Source organism: Pantoea folii (assembly GCF_056678875.1).
The window spans coordinates 372,032-390,863 of the sequence record NZ_JBWXON010000001.1 but is presented as its reverse complement, the minus strand read 5'-3'; the positions used below and the strand labels follow the sequence as shown (position 1 = coordinate 390,863).

17 protein-coding genes and 1 pseudogene are annotated in these 18,832 nt (G+C 54.1%); 10 read left to right on the top strand and 8 right to left on the bottom strand.

The genetic code is table 11. The features are described 5' to 3' along the window. Window positions 1-2: 2 nt before the first annotated feature. Entirely contained in the window at window positions 3-917 is a 915-nt protein-coding gene (locus AC1MDE_RS01915; protein WP_479400037.1) for an alpha/beta fold hydrolase, read from the top strand. On the opposite strand, the gene AC1MDE_RS01910 is transcribed toward AC1MDE_RS01915, so the two are convergent. The 3 genes from AC1MDE_RS01910 to AC1MDE_RS01900 all read right to left on the bottom strand — a co-directional run bounded on the left by AC1MDE_RS01910 (window position 914) and on the right by AC1MDE_RS01900 (window position 5,403). Continuing rightward, entirely contained in the window at window positions 914-2,095 is a 1,182-nt protein-coding gene (locus tag AC1MDE_RS01910) for a Gfo/Idh/MocA family protein (protein ID WP_097117803.1), read from the bottom strand. The genes AC1MDE_RS01915 and AC1MDE_RS01910 overlap by 4 nt on opposite strands. 10 nt (window positions 2,096-2,105) lie before the next feature. Then, window positions 2,106-3,029 carry a myo-inosose-2 dehydratase gene (gene iolE, locus AC1MDE_RS01905; protein WP_058961757.1) on the bottom strand — a complete coding sequence of 308 codons (924 nt, stop codon included), beginning with the start codon at window positions 3,027-3,029 and terminating at the stop codon, window positions 2,106-2,108. Between the two features lie 205 nt (window positions 3,030-3,234). Beyond that, on the bottom strand, window positions 3,235-5,403 hold the full coding sequence (locus AC1MDE_RS01900) for a TonB-dependent siderophore receptor (RefSeq protein WP_201785690.1): 2,169 nt from the start codon (window positions 5,401-5,403) through the stop codon (window positions 3,235-3,237). A 342-nt stretch (window positions 5,404-5,745) separates the two neighbouring features. On the opposite strand from AC1MDE_RS01900, the gene AC1MDE_RS01895 reads away from it, so the two are divergent. From AC1MDE_RS01895 to AC1MDE_RS01875, 5 genes and pseudogenes are all read left to right on the top strand, one after another. Further along, the gene (locus tag AC1MDE_RS01895) at window positions 5,746-6,936 is read left to right on the top strand and encodes a glycoside hydrolase family 5 protein (RefSeq protein ID WP_236699780.1); all 1,191 of its coding nucleotides are present in this window, start codon (window positions 5,746-5,748) and stop codon (window positions 6,934-6,936) included. A 328-nt stretch (window positions 6,937-7,264) separates the two neighbouring features. Then, complete coding sequence (locus tag AC1MDE_RS01890; RefSeq protein ID WP_058961755.1) at window positions 7,265-8,161, top strand: ABC transporter substrate-binding protein; 897 nt, start codon at window positions 7,265-7,267, stop codon at window positions 8,159-8,161. Further along, window positions 8,158-9,081, top strand: a complete 924-nt coding sequence (locus tag AC1MDE_RS01885; protein ID WP_034827514.1) for an amino acid ABC transporter permease — start codon at window positions 8,158-8,160, stop codon at window positions 9,079-9,081. Before AC1MDE_RS01890 ends, AC1MDE_RS01885 begins: the two co-directional genes overlap by 4 nt. Then, a complete protein-coding gene (locus AC1MDE_RS01880) occupies window positions 9,074-9,835 on the top strand; it encodes an amino acid ABC transporter ATP-binding protein (protein WP_058961754.1) in 762 nt (253 codons plus the stop codon). The genes AC1MDE_RS01885 and AC1MDE_RS01880 overlap by 8 nt, the downstream gene beginning before the upstream one ends. Window positions 9,836-9,870: 35 nt before the next feature. Beyond that, window positions 9,871-12,158: pseudogene (locus AC1MDE_RS01875) on the top strand (molybdopterin-dependent oxidoreductase). A gap of 37 nt (window positions 12,159-12,195) precedes the next feature. On the opposite strand, the gene AC1MDE_RS01870 reads toward AC1MDE_RS01875, so the two are convergent. After that, the gene (locus AC1MDE_RS01870) at window positions 12,196-12,579 is read right to left on the bottom strand and encodes a VOC family protein (protein WP_479401694.1); all 384 of its coding nucleotides are present in this window, start codon (window positions 12,577-12,579) and stop codon (window positions 12,196-12,198) included. Between the two features lie 158 nt (window positions 12,580-12,737). Between AC1MDE_RS01870 and AC1MDE_RS01865 the strand changes: the two genes are divergently transcribed. The 4 genes from AC1MDE_RS01865 (at window position 12,738) to AC1MDE_RS01850 (ending at window position 14,913) form a co-directional block, all read left to right on the top strand. Then, window positions 12,738-12,962 carry a hypothetical protein gene (locus AC1MDE_RS01865; protein WP_058961751.1) on the top strand — a complete coding sequence of 75 codons (225 nt, stop codon included), beginning with the start codon at window positions 12,738-12,740 and terminating at the stop codon, window positions 12,960-12,962. Between the two features lie 148 nt (window positions 12,963-13,110). Then, entirely contained in the window at window positions 13,111-13,674 is a 564-nt protein-coding gene (locus AC1MDE_RS01860) for a fasciclin domain-containing protein (RefSeq protein ID WP_058961750.1), read from the top strand. Window positions 13,675-13,717: 43 nt separating this feature from the next. Then, a complete protein-coding gene (locus tag AC1MDE_RS01855) occupies window positions 13,718-14,272 on the top strand; it encodes an RNA polymerase sigma factor (RefSeq protein ID WP_058961769.1) in 555 nt (184 codons plus the stop codon). Next, on the top strand, window positions 14,269-14,913 hold the full coding sequence (locus tag AC1MDE_RS01850; protein WP_058961749.1) for an anti-sigma factor: 645 nt from the start codon (window positions 14,269-14,271) through the stop codon (window positions 14,911-14,913). The genes AC1MDE_RS01855 and AC1MDE_RS01850 overlap by 4 nt, the downstream gene beginning before the upstream one ends. Window positions 14,914-14,918: 5 nt before the next feature. Here AC1MDE_RS01850 and AC1MDE_RS01845 read toward each other — a convergent pair whose 3' ends face one another. The 4 genes from AC1MDE_RS01845 to AC1MDE_RS01830 all read right to left on the bottom strand — a co-directional run bounded on the left by AC1MDE_RS01845 (window position 14,919) and on the right by AC1MDE_RS01830 (window position 18,789). Then, a complete protein-coding gene (locus AC1MDE_RS01845; RefSeq protein WP_479400039.1) occupies window positions 14,919-15,614 on the bottom strand; it encodes a helix-turn-helix transcriptional regulator in 696 nt (231 codons plus the stop codon). A gap of 171 nt (window positions 15,615-15,785) precedes the next feature. Next, window positions 15,786-17,102 (bottom strand): MmgE/PrpD family protein, encoded by a 1,317-nt coding sequence (locus tag AC1MDE_RS01840; RefSeq protein WP_480344168.1) that lies wholly within the window; start codon window positions 17,100-17,102, stop codon window positions 15,786-15,788. After that, window positions 17,099-18,247, bottom strand: a complete 1,149-nt coding sequence (locus AC1MDE_RS01835; RefSeq protein WP_058961746.1) for an amidohydrolase — start codon at window positions 18,245-18,247, stop codon at window positions 17,099-17,101. Before AC1MDE_RS01835 ends, AC1MDE_RS01840 begins: the two co-directional genes overlap by 4 nt. Next, window positions 18,244-18,789, bottom strand: coding sequence for a GNAT family N-acetyltransferase (locus tag AC1MDE_RS01830; RefSeq protein WP_200572787.1), 546 nt, complete (start codon window positions 18,787-18,789; stop codon window positions 18,244-18,246). The genes AC1MDE_RS01835 and AC1MDE_RS01830 overlap by 4 nt, the downstream gene beginning before the upstream one ends. Window positions 18,790-18,832: the final 43 nt, after the last annotated feature.

The following is an 18,832-nucleotide window of genomic DNA, read 5'->3' as shown; positions in this document are numbered from 1 at the left end:
GGATGAATGCCTCAGAATTAAAAATAACATCGCGCTGGTCACAACCTGTCACCAACCTGCCTGATTTTTCCCATCATTACGCCACCGTAGACGGTGTTCGCATCCACTACGTTAGCGGCGGCAACCCACAAGGTGAAACCCTGGTGCTGTTAGCCGGGTTCCCACAAAGCTGGTTTGCGTGGCGCAAGGTAATGGCTCTGCTTGGCGATCGTTACTTCATTATCGCGCCCGATCTCCCCGGTCAGGGTGATTCCGATAAGCCTTACAGCGGCTATGACACCACTTCTCTGGCAGAAAAAGTACAGGGCCTGCTGCTGCAACTGAACATCCATCACTACTATCTTGCGGCGCATGATGTCGGTGCGTGGGTGGCCTGGCCGTTTGCCCTGCGTTATGCCAATCAGATAAAAAAACTGGCACTGCTTGATGCCGGCATTCCGGGCGTCACCTTGCCGGATGCGCTGCCTGCCACGCCCGATAAGGCCTGGAAAACCTGGCATTTCGCCTTCCATCTGCTGCCGGATCTGCCTGAAGCCTTAATTGCCGGGCGCGAAGAGATCTATCTGGATTGGTTCCTGAAACGCAAAGCCGTCAGCCCAATGGTTTTTGACGCGGAAGATATGGCGGAATATGTGCGCTTGTTGCAACAGAACGGGGCATTGCGCGCAGGCATGGCGGCCTATCGCGAAGTGAGCGCCTCGGCGGAACAAAACCGTGCATGGCTGCATGATAACGGCAAACTGACGGTGCCGTTGCTGGCGGTCAGTGCCGATCAGGGTTCGATCCCCGATATGGCGATTCCGTTTCAGGAGTTTGCGGCTGAGGTTTCAGGCATCAAAATCGCGCACTGCGGTCACTTCATCCCGGATGAGCAACCGCAGGCGCTGGCTGAAGCACTGCGCGAGTTTTTTAGTTAGTTGCGCAGACTGGCGATCTCCACACGTTGACCACTGGCAGATGAGCGCACCATCGCTTCAATGATCTGCTGATTCTCCAGGCCAAAGCGGAAATCCGGGAAACAACCGGCTTCGCTGCTGAGGCCTTTAATCAGGTCGTAAATTTCGATCACTTTCACATCGAAGTATCCCAGGCCACCGCCAGCGAAATCGAAGCCAAAGAAGCCTCCAAACTGCTCGACCTGAGAACCGGCATAAATGGTTTTAAAGCCGCGATCGTGTTTCGCATCGCCATAACGTGCAATCTTCAGTTCGTTAAAGCGCTCACCGTCCATGATGATGGTGCCTTCGGTGCCCGAGATTTCCCAGGCAATGCCGAACACTTTTCCTGCGGAGATGCGTGAAGATTCAATCACGCCACCGGCGCGGTTCTCGAAAGTGACGAGCGCCTGGAACTGATCGTCGTTTTCCACTTTCAAACGCGCCGCCTGTTTATCTGCCTGGGCCCCATAGCCTGAACCACCACCTGCAGCAGGACGCGTGTCAATAAACAGCTGCTCCTGTCCTACCACGCTCTTGATCGGCCCCATCAAATATTGCGCCACGCTCACCACGTGTGAGCCTAAGTCACCGAGTGAGCCAGACCCGGCCTGTTCGCGCGAGCAACGCCAACTCCATGGCAGCTCGGGATCGTTGAAAAATCCCTGATCGAACCAGCCACGGAAGCGTGTCGGTGTGCCGATGTCACCGCGATCGATCATCTGCTTCGCCAACTGCGCTGCCGGCGTTTTGATGTTATTGAACGCCATGATGGTTTTCACACCTGCTCGCTCAGCTTCCTGGGTCAGGGTTTGCGCTTCCTGCAACGAAACGGTGAGCGGCTTTTCGCAGTAGACGTGTTTACCTGCACGAATCGCGGCCAGCGCCATGTCGAAGTGCATGCTATTAGGCGTGGTGATATCAACAATATCGATTTCAGGGTTGTTCACCAGCGACTGCCAGTCCGCCGTGCTGTGTTGAAAGCCGTAGCGTCGAGCCGCTTCTTCGGCCAGTGCGGGCGTGACATCTGCCAGCGTATGCAGAACGGGTTGCAGCGCCAGGTTACGATACAGTAAACCCGCGCGGCGCCATGCATCGGCATGTGCCTGGCCCATAAAGCCTGAACCGATCAGGCCAACATTCAGTGTTTTTCCAGCCATCAGCGGCTCCTTAAGCGTTTGCAGGTAAAATGTGTTGGGCAACAAAACGTTGTGCGCGAGTCACGGTCTCCAATGGGGGCGCTTTCGCCGGATCCTGCTCGGCTTCCACCACCATCCAGCCCTGATAACCGCTGCGAGCGATAAACTCTGCCAGCGGTCGATAATCAATGCCGCCGTCGCCTGGCACGGTAAACATCCCTGCGAGCACGGCTTCGTTGAAAGTCATACCGCTGGCTCGCACCTGTTGCAGGCGATCCAACCGCACATCTTTTAGATGGATGTGGCAAATGCGGTCAGCGAATTCCTCAATAAGTTGCGTATAGGAGAATCCGGCAGCGGTGGCGTGACCGGTATCCAGTAACAGGCCAACGGCGGGCGAACAGGCATTTAACAGCGCACGAATTTCCGGCAGCGTTTCGGCCACCATCATGAGATGGTGGTGATAGGCGAGGCGTAAACCGTATCGATCAAACAGGGCTTCGGCAAAGTGGGAAAGGCGATCGGCATAGTCGGCGACCTGACTCTCCGGCAACAAACGTCGGGTGCTCAGTGGCACATCCAGCGCGTTGTCAGCCATCCAGCCGCATTCGCCGTACACCATCACGTTGGCGCCATTTTCCTGCAGCAGGGCGGCATGGTTGTGCACCGCATCCAGCTCCTGCTCAACGCTGCGTTCGGTGAGAAATCCGTCATGCCAGCCTGACACCAGTTGCAGTTGATGTTGTGCCAACAGCTGCTTCAATGCACCCGGTTCACGCGGGAATATGCGACTTAGCTCGACGCCCTGAAATCCGGCCTGTTTCGCTTCTTTCAAACAGTGTTCGGCCGAGGTCCCTGCGCCGAGGTATTGCAGCACTTCATTGACCCAGGAGAGTGGGCTGACGCCGAGTTGAGGTGCGGGGTGACCTGTGCGATAAAACGCTTCTTTGATCATCGGTTATATCCTGTAGGGGAGATAGCGATGAAATTAGCGGATGCGATGTGCAGCGGCGAGCGGTTATTTGACGTAAAACCATCAAAATTTGCAGGCTAAACGTCAAAAAAATATTGATGTGATTTTGGATGGAAATTGATGGGTTAACAGGGAGATAGGAATGCAAGTCATTAGAGGTGGCCCTTAGAAGGCCACCCATCAGGACTCAGAACGACAGGGTGACGCCAGCGTAATAGGCGCGGCCCGGTTCGTTGTAAGTTGAAGCACCTTCATCTTCACGATAAATGCGCTTATCAAACAGGTTGTTAATACCCGCATTAGCACGCAAATTTTTAGTGATGTCGTAATTGAGGTTCAAGCCGACGATGGAATATGGCTTGATTTCACGTTGTGAAAGACCTCCAGGTCTTCCCTCAATAACTGTTTCTGCATTTTGGCGCGGTTTTTGGCGGCCATACTGCGTCCAGTTGATATTGGCGCTAAGGCTATCAGTTGCTTGCCACTCTAATTGTGAGTTGATAGTAAATTCAGGAATGACCGATAGAGGATTTCCGGTCTTCTTACTTTCTGAACGGAACATGTAAGTCGCATTAGACCGCCACTCAAGTGTGTCCGCAATCAATGGAATAGTCAGGTTCCCTTCCAGCCCCTCTACAATGGCTTTGCCTCCATTCTCCCACTGAAGCACGTTGTAAGTACCATTGGTGTAGACAACATCAGTACCGGATACAATTTTGTTTTTGTAATCGTTACGGAAGTAGGTGATACCAGCGACATAACCCGCGTGGTTAAACTCTAGTCCCACTTCTTTATTGACGCTCACTTCAGGATCGAGATTGTCATTCCCTAATAAATAACATTGGGATAGGCCAATTGGGCAGCCATTGCCACGTGTTGATAGTAGGTAGCCGGGAGTTGATTGATATAAGTTAGGCGCCTTGAATGCCCTCGCAATACCCGCTTTGAGCGTAAAATAGTCGCCCAATCCTTGCGAAATATTCAGGCTTGGACTCCAGTTAGCACCAAAAGCATCATGATAATCAAAGCGTAAACCCGGAATAATTTCAGTGCTGTCAGTGGCGGCAATATTATCTTCAAAATAAAGAGAACTTATCGTGGCGGAGTTAGTACTGCTGCGCTGAGACGGATCGCCTGAACTACCTGGCAAGTAAAGGTTTGTACTTGCAGATTGCATTGACGCAGGGTCATTAAGCTCATCGTGGTTCCATTCCGCTCCCAACGTCACGGTTTGGTCCACCAATAATTCCAGTGGGAAGTTTATTTCTCCGCCAGCACGATAACTTTCCAGACGACTGGTCGAATAAACATTACTGTTAATCATCCCTTCAACACTTCCGGCAGTGCCTTCTTTCAAGCGAGTGTTATTGGTCTTCTCGTAGTTGAAATTAAGTTTGGATGTGCCCCAATCCCAGATACCGTTATGAGTGACGCCATAGCTCTGACGATATAAGCGGTTTGTTTCACTGCCGTACAGAGATTCAACTAAACCACCTGCACTGCTATTTCCATTGCTGTTCTGCGTGTCGCCCGCATAGATATTGCCCTGACGGCTATAGCCGTAGGAGAAATCAACGATCTGAGTAGGGGTGATTTTCCATGACAGTACACCGTTAATATCTTTATTACGTACCCCTTCCCGTCCCGCAGCATAAGAGCCGTTTTGAGCGGTATTGATATCATAAGCATCCGCATCGGTGCGGTTGATATTGCCATACAAACGCATGGTTAATGCATCGCCAGCCAGTGGGCCACTCAAATTGAAGTTGGCGCGACGCGTGTCACCCTCTTTACTGTTTTCGGGCTGATTGGTGAACAGTGACAGCGATCCATGCCAGTCATTGGTCGGGCGCTTTGTGATGATGTTCACCACGCCGCCAGCCGCACCGGAACCGTAACGCGCGGCGGCTGGGCCGCGAATCACTTCAATACGTTCTACCATCTCCGCGGGCACCCAGTTGGTATCACCACGCGAGTCACGTTCGCCGCGCCAGCTGTAACGCACGGAGTTACGCGAACTGACCGGCACGCCATCTATCAGGATTAAGGTGTTTTCCGGGCCCATGCCGCGAATATCAATCTGACGGTTGTTACCACGACTACCGCTGGCCCCGTTACCGGTCAGGTTGACGCCCGGCATTTTGCGGATGATATCGGAGAGGTCGTTAACCGGTGGACTTTTCTTAATGTCCTCAGCGGTAATGGTGGAAACGCCAGGCTGTTGTTTCAGACCCTGTTCTGCAGTGACGATCATCGATTCATCGTCAGCCAGTTTTTCCGTGGGTTCTGCGGCATAAGCAGGTGAGGTGAGCAAGGCTGCCACAATCAGTGCAAGAGGGCGCTTCCTGACATACAAAGTTACATTCACTTAAATCTTCTCCCTGAAGTATTAACATATGTAAGCAAATGCGCATGATAATGAGAATGTTTCTCATTGTATATGCGACAAACCGGCGTCTCCTTTTTTTCTCCATGATTGGTGCTAAATGCGGGGGAAACGTGAAGAAACGTAAAGCCAGAGTGACGTTTGTGCTTAAAAAACGTTGCGGAGGAAAAGCGTTCATCAAACTGTCATCAATTCCTTGCAAATCAGTAGACTAAAATCAGTGATAACGCACAGTAACTACATGGGAATCCGTTTAGCTTCGAGCCTGCACCAAAAAGGGTGCCTGGGACTCTCATAAATCAAGGAGAAAGTGTGCGCCAGATCATACAAACCTTTACATTCCTGTTACTGATTTCGTTCACTATTTCTGTTGCCAGAGCCGCCGATAAGATGGATTTCTGGCTGCAACCTCAACATGGCGGCAACAGTTTTAATCGCATTCCACCCAATACTGCTTATTTTAATGCTCTCCACACTTACGGTGCCTCTTGGGTGCGGCTCTCCTGGGATAAATGGCCCACCAAACAGCGTGATTTTCTGCTGGGCAGTGCGGATCGCTACCAGGGATTAGTGGCGGAAGATGTCGCCACTTTGAGAAATGTGCTGGATAACGCTGAGGCAGCAGGGTTGAAAGTGGTGATTACGCCGCTTTCCTTACCCGGCATGCGATGGTCACAAAATAACGGCGGACAGTTCGACGACCGGCTGTGGCAAGACAACGCTTTCTGGCAGCAAAGTGCCCGTTATTGGCGTGACCTTGCGGCTGCATTGCAAGACCACCCTGCAGTAGCGGCATACAACATCATTAATGAACCCGCACCGGAGAAAATGGGCGGTCTGGACGAACATGCGTCTGCCGCAACCATGAAAAGCTGGTATCTGCAGCACAAGGGTACCGCGCGGGATTTACCGGAGTTTTACCGCACCGTGATTGCGGCGATTCGCGAAGTCGATCAGCAGACGCCGGTGATGGTCGACAGTGGCTGGTACGCTGCCGCCGATGCCTTCACGTATTGGCCACAGCCGCTCGAAGATAAACGGGTGTTATATAGCGTGCACATGTATGAGCCTTATTCCGCCACCAGTGCACCGAATGCCAAACGCAAAGCGCCCTGGCCTTACCCGGGTAAAGTCCCGTTTGCGGGATTGCAGCAACAGTGGGATGCACAACGCGTGGCAGAATATTTAGCGCTGCCGTTTGAGTGGGCGAAAGCGCGCGGCGTGGCTCGCCATCAAATGGTGGTAGGGGAGTTCGGTTGTGTGCGCACCTTGCCAGGCTGCACACAATATCTGGAGGATGTATTAACGGTATTGGATCAGCAGCAGGCACATTGGGCGTTCTACAGCTTCCGTGAAGACAGCTGGGATGGTATGGATTACGAACTGGGCGACAAGAAAGTGTCGTGGCAATACTGGCAGGCAGCCGAGCAGAATTTACCCGATATCGTTCCACGCCATGCGACTAAAGAGTTTGAGCCTATACGCAAACGCTTAGAACAATAATGTCTTGCTAAGAAGAATACGTTCATAAGCCATGGCAAAAGCAGGCTGCCGAATACCTGACTAAATCTGAATACCTCACCTGAAACCGCGCCATCGCTGGCGCGGTCATCCCCGGCACCACGGGCACTACGTTCTATTCCCGAATTATGGCAATAGATATCCGTTTTTCGCATTTGTGATCGCTGCACATCTTACTGAGAATGGCTCCGGGACGTTCAGAGGATGAAAATTTCTTTCCGCCGTAAGGTGAGAAAGAAGAAAAATACATCGCTACCTCAACGCCTTTTCCCTACAGGGAAACATTTATATATATCAGGAGAAGGTTCCAGTGAAACTCGCCAAAGGTATCACCTTGCTTGCACTTGCATTGAGTGCGCACACCGCGTTTGCCGCCGATCAATCCGTCCCAACTGACAGCTCACTCCATGTTAAGGCCGACCCGGCACTGAAAAGCTTGCTGCCGGCGGATGTGGTTAAGCGCGGCTACATCGTGGCAGGAACCAACCCAAACACGCCGCCGACCACCTTCTATAAAGAAGACAACAAAACCCTGGCCGGACGTGAAATTGACGTGATGAACGCCGTGGGCGAACGCTTAGGGATCCAGGTCCAGTGGCGTGACACCGGCGGTTTCGACAACATCATTCCCGGCCTGAAAACCGGTCGTTACGATGTTGCGCTCTCGAACATTAATGCCACCGCGACCCGCGCCAAAATTATCGATTTCGTGAGCTATTACGATGCCAGCCTGTTGGGCATTATCTCGCGCAAAGATGCCAATGTGGCACCGTTCAAAACCCTGGACGCCGTGTGCGGCCTGGAAGTTGGCGCAGGTTCAGGCACTACGCAGGTGACGCGTCTGGAAGAAGCCAGCAAAGCCTGTGAAGCAGCGGGTAAAAAGCCGATCAAAGTATCCGTATTCCCGGATCGTCCAGCCGGTGTTCAGGCTGTCGTCAGCGGTCGCGTGCCGATGTTCCTTGGCCCGTACGAAGGTCTGCTGTGGCAGGCGAAAGTGATTAAACCTATCACCCTGAGCGGCGAAATCACCGTGCATGACGCGCCTGTTTCTGTGGCTTTCCCGAAAGATTCTGCGCTTGAGCCTGCGGTGCAAGCGGCACTTAACTCGCTGATCAAAGATGGTAGCTACCAGAAGATCCTCGACAACTGGGGCATCGGTTTTGGCGCGGTTAAAGAATCCAAACGTAACCAGGAAATCTTTCAATGAGTGATGTACGTGACCACACCGATGATTTGAAAATTGTCGGCAAACGTTACTACGGACGCTGGCTGAGTGCGCTGGTGGTGCTGTTGTGCGTCGTGGCAATGGCGCACTCGATGATTAACAATCCACGCTTCGAATGGAGCGTGATTGCGGAAAATTTCACCGGCGAATCGATCTTGCAGGGCGTATTAATGACGCTGCAACTGACGGCGATTTCGGTGGTGCTGGGCTTTGCGTTTGGTACGGTGCTGGCGCTGATGCGCCTCTCATCCAACCCCGTGCTGGTGGGCGTGAGTTGGTTCTATACCTGGTTCTTCCGGGGTGTGCCGATGCTGGTGCAGCTGTTCCTGTGGTACAACATTGCCGCACTTTATCCGACGATTTCACTCTCAATCCCAGGCCTGGGCGAGCTGTGGAGCACCCAATCTAATGCGCTGGTGAGTCCATTCAGTGCGGCGGTGATCGCGCTGGTGATGCATCAGTCTGCCTATGCCGCTGAAATTGTGCGTGCCGGTATCCAAAGCGTAGGAAACGGACAACTGGAAGCCGCACGTGCGCTGGGTTACCGCCCCGCGCAGATTTTCCGACACACGGTGTTGCCACAGGCGATGCGCGCCATCATGCCACCTGCTGGTAATGAAATTATCGGTCAGTTGAAAACCACTGCCGTCGTCTCAGTCATTTCGCTGCAGGATGTGCTGTTCTCCGCGCAGATCATTTATCAGCGTACTTATGAAGTGATTCCGCTGCTGCTGGTGGCGACGCTGTGGTATCTGCTGATGACCTCGGTACTGTCGATTGGTCAGTTCTACGTTGAACGCTATTTTGGTCGTGGCGTTACGCGTCGTGAAAAACGCAGTCTGTTTAAATCCTTGCCGGGCTTTAGCGCGCAAAAACCTGAAAGGAGCGTAAGCAATGGCTGAAGCGATCGCCTTACGTAAAGTCACTAAACGCTTCTCTGGCGTCACGATTCTGGATGAAGTGAATCTGGATATTCCCGCTGGTTCGGTGACGGTGATCCTCGGGCCTTCTGGTTCGGGGAAATCCACCTTGCTGCGCTGCATTAACCACCTGGAAAAGCTGGATGGCGGCACCATTCGGATTGGTGGCGAAATCATTGGCTACAAACAAAAAGGCCAGGCGCTGCATGAGTTAAGCAGCAGTGAGATTGCGCGTCAGCGTGCGCAAATTGGCATGGTGTTCCAGCAGTTCAACCTGTTCCCGCATCGCACGGTGTTACAGAACATCGTTGATGCACCGATGCGCGTGAAAAAACAGAACCGCCAACAGGCGACCAGCAAAGCGCTGTCACTGCTTAAGCAGGTGGGGCTGGCAGGGCGCGAAGAGGAGTGGCCGCAGAATCTTTCCGGCGGACAGCAACAGCGTGTGGCCATTGCGCGCGCGCTGGCGATGGACCCGGGTGTGATGCTGTTCGATGAGCCGACATCGGCACTGGATCCAGAACTGGTGGGCGAAGTGTTGCAAGTGATTAAGCAACTGGCGCACTCCGGCATCACCATGGTAATTGTGACGCACGAGATTGGTTTCGCGCGCGAGGTTGCCGACAACATTGTCTTTATGGAAGACGGCAAAATCGTGGCAGCTGGACCCACTCAACAAGTCCTCGACGACCCGGAAAACGGGCGCGTAAGAAACTTTATTGCAACGGTGCTCTAAGCACCGTTTTTCATTTTTGACAGCCAGGAACAGTGATGACGCAAAAACCGGTAATACACAGCGCCCACTGGGGCGCTTTTCATGCCCAGCAATCGGGCGACCAGCTCACTATCGAACCCTTTAAAGGCGATCCCGATCCCAGCCCGCTGCTGCAAAATTTCCGCACCGCTTTAAATCATCCGGCACGCGTCTCGCGCCCGATGGTGCGTCGTGGCTGGCTGGAAGAGGGCCCCGGCCCCGATCAGCGCCGTGGCAATGACGAATACGTTGCTGTTAGCTGGGAGCAGGCTTACGAACTGGTCTCGCGTGAATTGAAGCGCGTGGGCGACACTCATGGCCCGGAAGGCATTTTTGGCGGTTCTTATGGCTGGTCGAGTGCCGGGCGATTTCATCATGCGCAAAGCCAGGTACACCGATTCCTGAACACCACGCTGGGCGGCTATGTGCGTTCGGTAAACAGCTACAGTTCGGGCTCTGCTTCGGTGCTGCTGCCACATATCGTCGGCGACATGAACGAGATTGCGCGACGTGGCGTGAGTTGGGAAGAGATTGCCCAGCACAGTAAAATTGTTATCGCCTTGGTGGTCTGGCGCTGAAAAACTCGCAGGTGGCGAGCGGTGGATTAAGTGAACACACCGAGCGCGGTTTTATGCATCAGGCCGCGCAACGCGGCACACGTTTTATCTCAGTAAGCCCATTGAAAAGCGATCTGCCCGACGAAGCCAAAGGGGAGTGGCTGGCCTTGCGTCCAGGCACCGATGCCGCTTTTATTCTCGGTGTTCTGTCCGTATTGATTGAAGAACAGCTGACGGATGAAGCCTTCCTGAGTCGCTACACCGTGGGTTGGCCGGAAATGGTTGCCTATATCCGTGGTGAAGAGGATGGCACACCGCGTGATGCCGCCTGGGCAGCAGAGATCTGCGGCGTCAGCGCGGCATTTATCACTGATTTTGCCCGCCAGCTACCCGGTAAACGCGTGCTGGTGACCGTTGCGCATGCGCTGCAACGTTCGGAACACGGTGAACAACCCGTGTGGCTCGGGCTGGTGCTGGCCGCCGCGCTGGGCCAACCGGGTTTACCGGGCGGCGGTTATACCTATGCGCTGGGTGCGTTGGGTCACTACGGTAAGCATCACAACCTGGTGAGTTTCCCGGCTTTGCCGCAGGGTAAGAATGGCATCGATCGTCTCATCCCGGTGGCGCGTATTTCGGACATGTTGCTCAATCCTGGCAAACCGTTCGACTACAACGGCCGTCGTTTAACCTATCCACATATCCGTCTGGCTTACTGGGCGGGCGGTAATCCGTTCCACCACCATCAGGATTTAGCGCGACTCCGTCAGGCATTTTGCCAGCTGGATACGCTGATTGTGCATGAGATTGCGTGGACGGCCAGTGCACGCCATGCCGATATCGTGTTGCCCGCGACCATGACACTGGAGCGAGAAGATATCGGCGGTGCGCCAACCGATCGCCATCTGTTTGCTATGCAGCCGGTCGCGCAACCGCACGGCGAAGCCAAAGACGATTACGCCATTTTTGCTGAGCTGGCGCGCAGGCTGGGACATGAAGAGGCGTTTACCGAAGGTCGCGATACGCGTGGCTGGCTGAAACACCATTACGCGCAATTGCAGCAAAAGCTGGCAACGCATCAGGTCGACATTCCCGATTTTGAACAGTTCTGGCAGCAGGGCGTGCTGGAATTGCCGCAGCTCAAAGACGGTGGACGGATGATGAACGCCTTCCGTGCCGATCCGGATGCTTCACCACTGCCAACACCGAGCGGAAAAATCGAAATCTATTCGGCGACGATTGCCAGCTTCGATTATGAAAACTGTCCGGGACATCCAGTGTGGCGAGAGCCGCAGCAAAAGCCCGATGCCGACCATCCGTTCTGGCTGATCGCTAACCAGCCCGCGACGCGTCTGCACAGTCAGTTGGATTTTGGTGATTACAGCCTGAGCGGCAAACGTGATGGGCGTGAAGTGTGCAGCCTGAATTCGGATGATGCGGCATCTTTGGGTATTCAAGATGGCGAGATTATTGAGCTTTATAACCAACGTGGTCACGTACTCGCCAGCGCGCGTGTGACCGACACGGTGATGCCGGGCGTGGTGCAGTTGCCGACCGGTGCCTGGTACGATCCCGTCGATCCCACCGCGCTGCGGCCGTTATGCCGTCACGGCAACCCGAATGTGCTGACGCTGGATATTGGCACCTCGTCTTTGACTCAAGGCTGCAGTGGCCAAATCACCGTAGTGCAGGTGCGTAAATACACCGGGGAACTGACGCCGGTGCAGGCATTCATCCCGCCGCAAAGTTAGCGTTCTCAATGGGCGGCCGCATGGCCGCCCCAGAACATTAATCTTCTAACTGCAACCACATTACGCGCAGACGATGCCCATCAGGATCGATAGCCGCGAAGGTGTAGCCAAAATCCATCTCGGTCGGTGACTGTACAATGGTGATCTCCCGGAAAGCACCCCATTCGTTGTAAAGGAAATCGACGTCGGCTTTGTGCTGCACTTTAAAAGTGATTTCACCGTTGGCCGTAAAATGTTGCGTCTCCACCGGCGGTTGAACGGTGTATTTCGACCACAAACCCAGTTTGAATCCATTCTCAAAAACAAACATCGCAAAAGTGGGCGCGACGTTAATTGGCTTGATATCAAACAGCGATGCATAAAAGTCGGCACTCTTCACAACGTTGGGAACGTAAAGAATGGTCATATCAGCAGTGAACATGGTTTTTTCTCCTTGTGTGTTTACCGCTGTAGATTACGAGAGAGCTGTGACAGAAACTGTCAGGAGTGTGGTGTAAACTTTTAGTCGCACTCGCGCTCAATATCCTGATAATGCACGCAGGTTTTATTTTTATTGAACGCTGTAAATGGAGAGATGAAATGGTCAATGACTACTTTGCACCACCCCCAATGGGCATGACGCCGGAACAACACAAGCGGACCATCGCTGTGGCGGCCGCTTTAACTGTGGCGAAGGAATCCGTCAGTGCCTCAACCTCCGCCAGCGGTTCAAAAGCGTCATGGGATCTTCAGGCGGTTGCTAATGAGATCTCCAACCTGGCGGATGCGATTCAGGACGCGCTCGAGCCAGAAGACCAGATTTAACCGCAGGTGACTGCACACATGACGGCTGTTTTGGCCGTCTTGTGATTTTTTTTAAAAATATTTTCTCCAGCCTGCATCCAGTTGTGACCCTCCTTACGTATATCCCGTTGTGAGCAACTCCTTCGCTCCCCTACAACGAGGATTTATGATGAAAAAGCTAATCACCACTGCAGTCATCTCAGGCGCGTTAATGTTCACTGCCACCACCTTCGCAGCCATGAATTCTGATTCTGTCATGGTCGGCGGTGCCGCCATGTACCCGCAGAAAAACATCATTGAAAATGCCCTCAATTCTAAAGATCACACCACTTTGGTAGCAGCAGTAAAAGCGGCGGGATTAGTCGACACGCTGCAGGGTAAAGGTCCGTTCACGGTGTTCGCGCCAACCAATGCCGCGTTTGCGAAATTGCCTGCTGGCACCGTGGATAGTCTGGTTAAACCGGAAAACAAAGCTAAGTTGACCAGCATCCTGACTTACCATGTTGTGGCGGGTAAATACGACATGAAAGCGCTGGAAATGAAAATCAAACAAGGTGGCGGCCATGCTGAACTGAAAACCGTCAACGGTCAGCCGCTGTGGATTATGAGCAACGGTCCTCACAATATTCAGTTAAAAGATGGCATGGGCAATGTGGCCAATATCAGTACTTATGATGTGAATCAGAAAAACGGTGTAATCGATGTCATTGATACCGTCCTGATGCCTAAGTAATTGTCTATACTCGGAAGGCATTTCAATGCCTTCCGGGAAAAACATGGATAACGTTTTGGCTGAACAGCAGGTGAAATTAATGCGGGCGATTGCGCAAGGCGATCGCCAGGCATTTGAACAATTGTATCGACTCGCTTCGCCTCATCTTTTCGCCCTGGCTTTGCGCACATTACGCCAGCGAGCCTGGGCGGAAGAGGTGCTGCACGATTGTTTCCTCACTATTTGGAATCGAGCCGACAGCTATGATGCCGCACTTAGCGCCCCCATGACCTGGATGACGCATATCGTGCGCAATCGCTGTATTGACTGGCTGCGCAGTGGACAGGCGCGTGATGCAATCCTGTCTGAAGAATACACCGATAACGTTTCAGAGGGCGAAGTGGAAGGGCCAGATGAACCCTTTGATGATTCACAGACCGCCCGATTACAACATTGCTTGCAGCATCTCAGCAGTGAGCAGCGGCAGAGTGTGACGCTGGCTTATTATCAGGGGATGTCGCACAGCGATATTGCTGCCTGGATGCAGCAACCGGTAGGGTCAGTAAAAAGTTGGATCCGTCGTGCGATGGAGCATCTTCGGGAGTGCGTGGGCTTATGAAAAACAATAAACATGATGATGCGCTCGCCGCCGAATATGCCCTGGGAACATTACGCGGCAATGCACGGTTGCGTTTCGAGAGGCGGCTGCAACAAGAGCCGGAACTGGCTGCGAAAGTGGCAAGCTGGCAGACAATGCTGGCAGGAATGGACACCCATTTGCGACCTGAAGTCCCGCCTGAACGCGTGTGGAAAAAAATTGCCTTGAGTCTTCCGGCTAAAACCCCGGTGAAACGCGCCAATCCTTATGTTGGCTGGCTGGTTGCTGCGGGTCTTGCGGCATTCACCCTGGTATCGTATTACAACCATCGTCCTGATGAATTCGCACCGTTGGTGATTCTGGGGGATTCGCAGCATCAGGGGCAATGGGTCGTGAGCCGCAGCAGCGATCGCCGTTATCTGCAATTATCGCCAATTAAACCTGTCGCCATTAATGCGTCCAGGAGTTTGCAACTTTGGCTGATTCCTGCGGGGCAATCCCCGGTCTCGCTGGGTTTACTGGCAGACCATGCGGCAACGCAAATTGAAATGGATAATCGCGCCCTGGAAGCAGGGGCAACCCTTGCCATCAGCCTGGAACCGCAGGGCGGTTCGCCAACGGGGCAACCCACCGGACCGGTGCTTTACAGCGGTATGCTGTAAAGCCATTATCGGGCATCGGGATAGCGTGCTTGCTGATAATCCTTCCAGCGCTTAAGCAACTGATGGCGCGTCCCGGGATAGTTTTCATCCTCAACCACAATCTCTTCAATGCGGTCGACGCGGAAATTACGAAAATCCTGGCGCAGTTCGCACCAGCCACACAGCAGACGCACGCGGTCAAAATACCCCAGCACCACGGGCCAGATGACACGAGTGGATGACACGTCTTTAAGATCTTTATAACGCAGCGAGATTTTGTTGCGGGTATGGATTGCCTGACGCAGTTCCGGCAGATGCTGCTCAAACAGGGCTTCTCCCCGTGAAGCGATCAGCAGTGATTGATGATCGATGCCTTGCGATAAATGCGCTGGCATTACGGCATAGATTTTTGCCAGCGCGTGTTGTGCTGCGGATTTCAATTCAGCATCAGTGTGGCGGCTGACCCAGTCAAGGCCCAACGCCAGCGCATCAATCTCATGACGGGAAAACATCAAGGGCGGTAAATGACCGTCGGATTTCAGCAAATACCCCAGTCCGGCGCTGCCCTCGATTTCCACGCCTTGCTGCTGCAGGCAGATGATGTCGCGATAGACGGTGCGCACGCTAATGCTGAGTTGCTCCGCAAGATGCTGCGCAGTCACCGGATAGCGGTGACAACGTAACAATTGCACAAGCTCCATCAGTCGCTGGGTTTTGGTCATGGTGTGTGCCTAAGCTAAGAGTCTGGCAGTCAGGAGCGGTCCAGCCGCACGCACCAGCGTTGACTCCAGCGCAAGTGCGGCGACCTGTAGTTTAATACGGCACTCGACATCCCGATAGACGCAACTTCGTCTGTAATGTGGTGAACTAAAAGCGCTGCAACGAACGTGATATTAAACGCGTAATAACTGCTGCAGCATCGCCAGATCAGCGGTTGTCTGCAATGCGCTGCTTTGCTGCACCTGTTGCCATCGCTCGCCCGATTCCTGACGCAGTGCAAGACGCAATTTACCTTCAACGTCCACGCCATCGGCCAGCGATTGCTGACGGGTGCGTCGCTGTTGCAGCCGAGTGCCATCGCGCAAGTTAAGAGTGACCAGATGAAAACGCAGTGCGGGATTAATGGCATCTGGCGGAGCGGTGTCGTCAGGCACTCGTCTTACTTTGGCTGCCAGTGGCATCACAGCATGATTAAGATCGCCTTCCTTAAAATCTTCCAGCCGCAGATCGTTATAGATCAGCATTGCGGCAATCACGTATTCCAGACTGAAACGCGCTTCAATCCCATTGGTGGGCGATGTGACGGAAGCGGCAATATCGCCACCTGGTGGGAAAGCTACGCTGATAACGGTGATGTTATCCAGCAGCGCTTCCAGCGAATTGCCGCTGGCTAACCAGCCATCACGCAGAATGCGCGCGGCTTCCGCTGCGCTATGCGTTCCGGCGCAGGTCGGGAAGGGTTTGTACTCCAGACCCGGCGTCACGACGCGCCATGGCACGCCCCAATGCGCGACCAATTTTTCAGGTTGAGCTGCGCCGTTGCTGCTGGCCGCAAGGAAAGCCTCAATCACGCCCTCCTGTTTGCCATCGAAACCAGCCAGCGTCAGCTGTGCCGCCGTAACTGCACGTTCCGCCGCTAAACCCGCGTGGAGCGGTTTGACAGCGGAACCGAATTGCGCACGCAGCCCGCTGGCCTGAGTGGTGGCGATGCCGAGCATGTTGGCCGTTGCGCCGACATCCAGTTTTAATAGACGAGCCAGCGCGGCGGCGGCGGCAATGGTGCCCAGCGTTGCGGTGTTGTGATAACCCAAAGCGTAATGCTGCTGGCTGGCAGCTAAGCCAAGCCTTCCGGCCATTTCCACACCGATGGCGTAAGCATCAAGGAAATCATCAATCGCTGCCGCCTGTTGCTGCAGCCAGGCAATCAGCGCAGGCAAAATCACCACGCTGGGATGACCGCGAAAATCAGCGTGGAAATCATCGTAATCCAGCGCGTGAGCGGCATAACCAAGCAGCAACGCCTGAGAACGTAGGCCGCCGTCGCCATAAACGGTTCGTAGTGCCGGCAAGCCGCTATCCGGCACCTGGCCTTTCAGCACCGGCCAGCTGACAGCGAGAAAATCCTTTACCCCTTCGCGCGCGGCTTCACGTGCAGCGGCATCGGGTTGGCTATGGACGATAAGCTCAGCGAGGGCAGCGGTGATACTCATTGCGGCGCCACACTGTTCAGTGCTGCCACAGCCAGATTGGCCAGATAGCGTGATGTTGGCAGCAGTACATCATCATTGATGCGAAACGCCGGATGATGCAGCGCGTAAGGTTCGCCGGTGCCAATCATCATAAACGCACCTGGCAACTGCTGTTGATAGAAGGCAAAATCTTCACCGATTGGGCTGGCTTCAACGACGCGCGCTTCAAAGCCGCTGGCCGCTGCCTGTTGCAGCGCGAAATCGGCCCAGTGTGCATCATTCACCACCGACGGTGGACCTGCATGCCAGTTGAACTCAACGTTGGCAGCAAAGGCCGCGCCAATTCCCTGCACGATCTCGCGGAAGCGTTGCTCCAGTCGCTCGCGCGTCTCCTGTGAGAATGAACGCACCGTGCCTTCCAGCCACGCGCTGTCCGGGATGACGTTCCAGGTACTGCCGCTGTGAATCTGGGTAATCGAGACCACCGCATTGTCGCCGGAAGGGGCATTACGGCTGATCAGCGTTTGCGCGGCAGAAACAATCTGCGCGGCGATCACAATCGGATCGTTGCCCTGATGCGGCTTCGCAGCGTGGCTACCGGTGCCGATAATTTTGATATCAAAGCGGTCGACGGCGGCGGTCAGTGGGCCGGCTTTGCTGCCAATCACGCCCGGTGGTAATGAAGGGTCGTTATGAATGCCGAAAATAGTTATCGCATCCTGCAGTGCACCGGTAGCAATCACATCCGGCGCGCCCTGGCCGGTCTCTTCGGCGGCCTGGAACAAAATACGCACGCGGCCCGCTAAGCTCGCTTCCTGCTGTTTCAGCAGAATCGCCGCGCCTAAGGCTGCGGAACTGTGGAAATCGTGGCCGCACGCGTGCATCACGCCCGGACGCTCAGAACGGAACGTCACATCAGACTGCTCTTCAATCGGCAGTGCATCAATGTCGGAACGCAGCACGATCAGTGGCCCATTTTCGGGGCCAACTTCCGCCACCAACCCGGTTTTCAGCGGCAGATCCAACACGCGGATCTGGTGCTGATCCAGTTGCTGGCGAATACGCGCGGTGGTTTCAAACTCTTCATTAGAGAGTTCAGGAAAACGGTGTAACTCATGGCGGAAGGCAATCAAATGCTGGCCCAATGCGCTCTCATCAAAACTCATGCTTTGCTTCCTTGTTGTGCGGCCTGACGTGTCATCCACGCATCATGCGCGCTGTCATCCAGCACTTTCTTCATATATTGGGTGATGTGGCCTTTGCCGAGATCGGTGGTGTGCATCAGCTGGAAGCCGCGCTTTTTATACATCTCGATCAGCCAGGGATGGCTGGTGGCGGTACCCAGTGATACCGCTGGCGCCCGCAATTTACCCAGCAGGATCTCCTGTTCCAGCCGATCCTGCACCTGGCGGCCATACTGTTTACCGGGATAGTCGGGATGGGCACCGAACCAGCCAATATGCGGCAGGCCAAACGGCCCAGGCAGCGGTCCCCATGGATAGCGCACGGTGACCGAGGAAACCATCACGCCTTGTGCGTAAAGCGCATAAACGCCGTGACTTTGCAGGTGGCGCAGCGTCTTTTCGCGATCTGCGGTGGCGGCATCAAATTTGATGCCCAGTGCCAGCGTTGGCGCATAGGCGGCGTGCATCAGCGCCTGATAGGTTTCAACCTCATCTTCTCTAACCTGACGAAATTCAAGTGACATAACTATCCCCGGAAAAACCGCATAGAAGCGGTAAATTGAATGC